Origin of the sequence: Cryobacterium sp. 10I1 (genome assembly GCF_035019805.1) — a bacterium.
GTDB lineage: Bacteria > Actinomycetota > Actinomycetes > Actinomycetales > Microbacteriaceae > Cryobacterium > Cryobacterium glucosi.
The window spans coordinates 1-2901 of sequence record NZ_JASJVF010000338.1; the positions used below are offsets into that span (position 1 = coordinate 1).

The 2901-nt window shown below is 70.3% G+C and carries 2 protein-coding genes; both read left to right on the forward strand.

Going from position 1 to position 2901, the window contains the following annotated elements; translation table 11 throughout:
- Window positions 1-1227: efflux RND transporter permease subunit (locus tag QN345_RS17590; RefSeq protein WP_323508978.1), on the forward strand; the 1227-nt coding region annotated here is incomplete at its 5' end.
- A 96-nt stretch (window positions 1228-1323) separates the two neighbouring features.
- On the forward strand, window positions 1324-2901 hold a 1578-nt coding region (locus tag QN345_RS17595; protein ID WP_323508979.1), incomplete at its 3' end, for an NAD-dependent malic enzyme.

Sequence of the window (2901 nt, forward strand, 5' to 3'; positions counted from 1 at the left end):
CGCCTGCTGGTGGTGGTTGACCATCGGCATGGCGAACGAGACGTCGGCATCGTTGAACACCGCTGTCGATGCGGCGGCGGCTTCGGCGGCACCTCGGACATCGCCGTCGACATCACCGCGGCCAACGGCGCCGACCTGCAGACAGCGAGCGACAGCATCCTCGCCGCCGTGAAGAAGCTCGACGCGATCAAGGAGAGCTCGAGCAACCTCGCCGCCTCCCGGCCCTACCTCGCCGTGACGATCGACCGCACGAAGGCCGCCTCCGCCGGCCTGAGCGAGCTCGCGCTCGGCACCCTCGTCTCCCAGGCGATGCAGCCGAGCGTCGTCGGGTCGATCGTGATCAACGAGGCGAACCTGTCCGTGTATCTCACCGGGGCCAGCTCGCCGGCCACGACGGCCGAGCTCGCCGCCCTGCCGATCCCGACCCTCGCCGGGCCGGTCGCGCTCAGCACCCTCGCGACCGTCGCACAGGTCGACGGCCCGGCCACCCTCACGACGACGAAGGGCCTGCGCACCGCGACGGTCTCGGCGACGCCGAACAACAACGACCTCGGCACCGCCAACGCCCAGATGGCGACCGTGCTCGCCGACACGACCCTGCCGACCGGCGCGACCGCGACCCTCGGCGGTGTCACGAAGGACCAGACCGACGCATTCCAGCAGCTCGGCATCGCGCTGCTCGCCGCGATCCTGATCGTCTACATCGTGATGGTCGCGACGTTCCGGTCGCTGCTGCAGCCGCTGCTGCTGCTCGTGTCCATCCCGTTCGCGGCGACGGGGGCCATCGCGCTGCAGGTGATCACCGGCATCCCCCTCGGAGTGCCCTCGCTGATCGGCGTGCTGATGCTGATCGGGATCGTCGTGACGAACGCGATCGTGCTGATCGACCTCGTCAACCAGTACCGGCGACGGGGGCTCGACGTGCGCGAGGCGCTCGTCAACGGGGCCTCCCGGCGGCTGCGCCCGATCCTGATGACCGCCCTCGCCACGATCTTCGCCCTGCTCCCGATGGCGGTCGGCCTCACCGGCACCGGCGGGTTCATCTCCCAGCCGCTCGCCCTGGTCGTGATCGGCGGCCTGGTCTCCTCGACCCTGCTCACCCTCATCGTGCTCCCGGTGCTGTACTTCCTCGTCGAGGGCGGCAGGGAGCGCAGGGCTGTCCGTCGCGAGGAGAAGAATGCGGCGCGCGCCGACTCGGCGGCCGATGCAGGGACGAACCTCGGGTAAACGCGGGGTTAAACTGGGTGAAGCGGGGTAGGCAGCAGCCTCAGGCCCGGCACACCGGTCACACCGTCGCGGCCTCCAACTCGCGAGAGGCACTTCATGACCGGGCGTTCCCTGCTCTCCGACCCGTACCGCAACAAGGGCACCGCGTTCACCCGGGCCGAGCGGATGCGCGGCGGCATCACCGGGCAGCTGCCGCACGTCGTGCAGACCATCGAGCAGCAATCGGGTCAGCTCTACCGGCGGTTCCTGGCCCGGCCGAACGACCTCGAGAAGCGCCTGTTCCTGATGGACGTCTGCGCGCGCAACCGCCGGCTGTTCTACTATGCGATGTCCCGGCACCTCGTCGAATTCCTGCCGATCGTGTACGCGCCGACCGTCGCCCAGGCGATCCAGCAGTACAGCGACTGCTACGCGGGCAGCGATGTCGCCTACATCTCCGCACTCGATCCCGAGAGCATCGGGGAGGCGCTCCAGATCTACGCCAACGGCCGGGACATCCGCCTGATCGTCGCGACCGACGGCGAGGGAATCCTCGGCATCGGCGACTGGGGCGTCAACGGGGCCGAGATCCTCACCGGCAAGGTCGCCGTCTACACCGCGGCAGCGGGCATCGACCCCGCCCAGATCCTGCCGGTGTTCATCGACGTAGGCACCGACAATGCCGGGCTGCTCGACGACTCGCGGTACCTCGGGAATCGGTTTCCGCGCATCCGTGGCGCCGACTACGACCGGTTCATCGACGACTTCGTTCAGACGGCGCTCGGGCTGTTCCCGGGCGCGCTGCTGCACTGGGAGGACTTCGGCCGCGCGACGGCGGCGCCGATCCTCGAGCGGTATCGCGACAGCATCTGCACCCTCAACGACGACATCCAGGGAACCGGCGTCACGATCCTCGCCGCCCTGAACACGAGCATCCTGATCTCCGGGTTGACCCTGGGCGACCAGCGCGTGTTGATCTTCGGCGCGGGGACCGCCGGGATCGGCATCGCCGACCAGATCGTCGACGAGCTCGTCGTGACCGGGGGACAGTCCCTCGCCGAGGCCGAGGCCCGGATCTACCTGATGGACCGGCAGGGGCTCATCGTCGACACCCTGCCCGACCTCACCGCCGGCCAGCGCCGGTACGCCCGGCCCGCACGGGAACTGGCCGGCGATGCGTTCGCGCCCGCGCTCGCCGACCCGTGCTCGCTGCACAGCGTGATCGCCGCCGTGCACCCGACCGCGCTCATCGGCACCTCGACCCAGTTCGGCGCCTTCACCGAGGCTGCCGTGCGTGAGATGGCCGCCCACGTCGAACGCCCGCTGATCTGCCCGATCTCCAACCCGGCCGAGCTCGCCGAGGCGACCGCGGCCGACGTAATCGAGTGGACGGCCGGCGCGGCCCTCGTGAGCACCGGCTGCCCGTCAGCCCCCGTGCGGTTCGACGGGGTCGACTACGAGATCGGCCAGGGCAACAACGCGCTCATGTATCCGGGGATCTGCTTCGGAGCGATCGTCGCCCGGGCGACCGTGCTGAACCGGGCCATGCTCCTCGCCGCCGCCCACGCGATCGCCGGCATGGTCGACGTGACCCGGCCCGGCGCGGCCGTGCTGCCCTCGTTCCGGGACCTGCCCGAGGTGTCGCGCCGCGTCGCCGTCGCCGTGGTCACCCAAGCGGTGCGCGACGGCGTCAAC